3 protein-coding genes are annotated in these 2,845 nt (G+C 57.1%); all 3 read right to left on the reverse strand.

What is annotated here, in order from left to right:
* Positions 1 to 1,016 (reverse strand): dihydrolipoyl dehydrogenase (locus tag JW953_06310; protein ID MBN1992298.1); only part of this gene is annotated, 1,016 nt, incomplete at its 3' end.
* Between the two features lies 1 nt (position 1,017).
* Positions 1,018 to 2,361, reverse strand: a complete 1,344-nt coding sequence (locus JW953_06315; GenBank protein MBN1992299.1) for a 2-oxo acid dehydrogenase subunit E2 — start codon at positions 2,359 to 2,361, stop codon at positions 1,018 to 1,020.
* 82 nt (positions 2,362 to 2,443) lie between these two features.
* Positions 2,444 to 2,845, reverse strand: a 402-nt coding sequence (locus JW953_06320; GenBank protein MBN1992300.1) for a pyruvate dehydrogenase (acetyl-transferring), homodimeric type, incomplete at its 5' end; no start/stop codon positions are given.

Raw genomic sequence — 2,845 nt, forward strand, 5'->3', positions numbered from 1 at the left:
CCGGCAATGGCTTCCACAGCCACGCGGCCCTCGTGCGAAGCTTTGTGGGCCAGCATTGGCTCCCCGGCCACGTCGCCGATGGCGTAAATATTGGGTTCGGCGGTGCGGCGCTGCGCGTCAACTTTAATAAAACCGCGTTGGTCAATTTCCACGCCGGTGTTTTCCAAGCCAATGCCGCCAGAGTTGGGTTTGCGGCCCACGGACACCAGCACCCGGTCAAATACCTGCTCTTTCTTTTCCACGTCGCCGTCGAATGTCGCCTTGATTCCGTTTTTGACTTCTTTCATCTCGGTGACGGTGGTTTTGAGCAGAATGGCCTCAAACTTCTCTTCCAGTCGTTTGGCTAAAATTCTGACCAAATCCTTATCCGCGCCAGTCAGTAGGTTGGGCAACATCTCCACTACGGTTACTTGGCTGCCCAACGCGGCATAAACGCTGCCTAATTCCAGGCCAATGTATCCGCCGCCGACAACCAATAATTTCTTGGGAATCTCTTCCAGGGCCAGCGCGCCGGTGGAATTCATCACTTTGGGCGTGTCCAGAGCAAAGGCGGGAATTTGAGTTGGACGCGAGCCGGTGGCGATAATGGCTTTTTCAAAAGGCAGGATGGCCTCGCCGCCGTCAACTTTTTCAATTTTCAGGCTCAATGCGTCAACAAAGGTGGCCGTGCCGCGAATATGGTTGATCTGGCGTTGTTTAGCCAGTTGGCCCGTGCCGCCGGTCAATTGTTTGACCACGCCGTCTTTCCAGCCGCGCAGTTTGTCCAGGTCAATCTTGGGTTTACCAAATTCAACGCCCCAATTGGCCGCCTCGTGCGATTCGTTAAGCAATTTAGCCACGTGCAGTAGCGCCTTTGAAGGGATACAGCCCCGGTATAGGCACACCCCGCCCGGATTTTCCTCGGGGTCAACCAGGGTTACTTGCATCTCCAAATCGGCGGCCAGGAAAGCGGCGGCATAACCACCCGGCCCGCCGCCGACGACAACCAGTTGCGTTTTTTCCAGTTGTTCGGTCATGTCAGCCCTCCAGCAGAACAAAAAATGGATTTTCCAGCGCTTCCACCAGCCAACGCAAGAAACGGGCCGCGTCGGCTCCATCAATCAGGCGGTGGTCATACGAAAGGGACAGCGGCAAAATCAAGCGGGGCACAAATTCCCCCTCTATAAAAACAGGTTCTGTGGCGCCTCGCGCAATCCCTAAAATAGCCACTTCGGGGGGATTGATGATGGGGGTAAAATTGGTGCCGCCAATGCCGCCCAGGTTGGTGACGGTAAAGGAACCACCCTCCAGGTCTTCCAGGCCAATTTTGCGATTGCGGGCCTTTTCCGCTATCTGATTCAGTTCCGCGGCCAACTCAATAATGTTCTTCCGGTCAACATCGCGGATAACCGGCACCAGCAGGCCCCGGTCGGTGTCTACGGCCACGCCGATATGGTAGTACTTTTTGTAAATAATCTCCTGACCGGCCAGGTCAAGGCTGGCATTGAATTTTGGAAATTGTTTGAGGGCAGCAGCCACAATCTTGAGAATGATTGCCGTAACCGTGAGCTTGCCGCCGGCGGCCTCGGCCTGTTTGGCGTAACGTTTGCGCAGTTTTTCCAATTCGGTCACGTCGGCCCGGTCAAAGTTGGTTACGTGGGGAATGGTGGCCCAGGCCCGGGCCATGTGGCGGGCCGTAGCGCGGCGCACATTCGACATCGCCTCGCGTTCAACTTGGCCATACTTGGAAAAATCGGGCAAAGGCGTGGCTTCGGCCGTTGGGGCGGCGGTAGATACAGCCGGTCGCTCGGTGTTCAATTTTTTGACGTGATTTTTAACGTCATCCTGAGAAATTCGCCCGCCGGGACCGCTGCCGGGCACTACGTTGATGTCAACGCCCAACTCGCGGGCCAGCCGCCGCACGGATGGGGCCGCCGGGGCGGGGCGGCCCGGTTGTTTTGCGGCCGGCGCAGCGGGGGCCGGTTTGGCGGCGGGAGTCTCCGGCGGGGGTGGGGCCGGTTCCGGTTGGGGTTTTTCCGGGGTGGGTTCAGGTTTGGGTTCAGGCTCCGGTTTCGGTTTCGGTTCGGGTTCAGGCTCCGGTTCTGCTTTCGCTTCCGGTTCCGGTTTGGGGGCCGGGGTTTTTCCGTCAGCGTCTACGGTAAAAATAACCTGGCCCACTTGCGCCTGCCCCCCCTCCTTGACAAAAATCTCTTTGACCACGCCGCTAACGGTAGAGGGCACCTCGATGGTGGCTTTGTCGGTTTCTAACTCCAGCACGGGCTGGTCTACCGCCACGGTATCGCCAACAGCCACCAGTACGGCAACAATGTCGCCGCTTTCCATGTTTTCGCCCAATTCGGGCAGTTTAAATTCGGTTGCCACGGGGTTGCTCCCTGAATAATTGTGAATTGTGAATGATTAATTGTGAATTTTTAGTTTTTTAGCTCGGTGAAGCAAAAAACGCTCACGAGATCATCGGGTTAAGCTTGTCCGGGGCAATCTCTAACTCTTCCATTGCGCCGGATAAAGTATCCATCTCCAGATCACCCTGCCGGGCCAGGGAGGTCAGCGCCGCCAGGGTAATGTGCCGGGAATCTACTTCAAAGAAGTTACGCAGGGCTTTGCGGCCATCGCTGCGGCCAAAACCGTCCGTGCCCAGGGAAGTTAGGGGGCCGGGCACCCAACGAGCAATCGAGTCGGGCAGCACCTTCATGTAATCGGAGGCGGCCACAAATACGCCGGGCACGTCGGCCAATACTTGGGTTACATAAGGCAGGCGAGGTTCCTCGGTGGGGTGGAGCATGTTCCAACGTTCCACATCCAGGCCATCCCGGCGCAGTTCTTTGTAGCTGGTCACGCTCCACAC

The sequence above is a fragment of the Anaerolineae bacterium genome (genome assembly GCA_016931895.1).
Classification (GTDB): Bacteria; Chloroflexota; Anaerolineae; order 4572-78; family J111; genus JAFGNV01.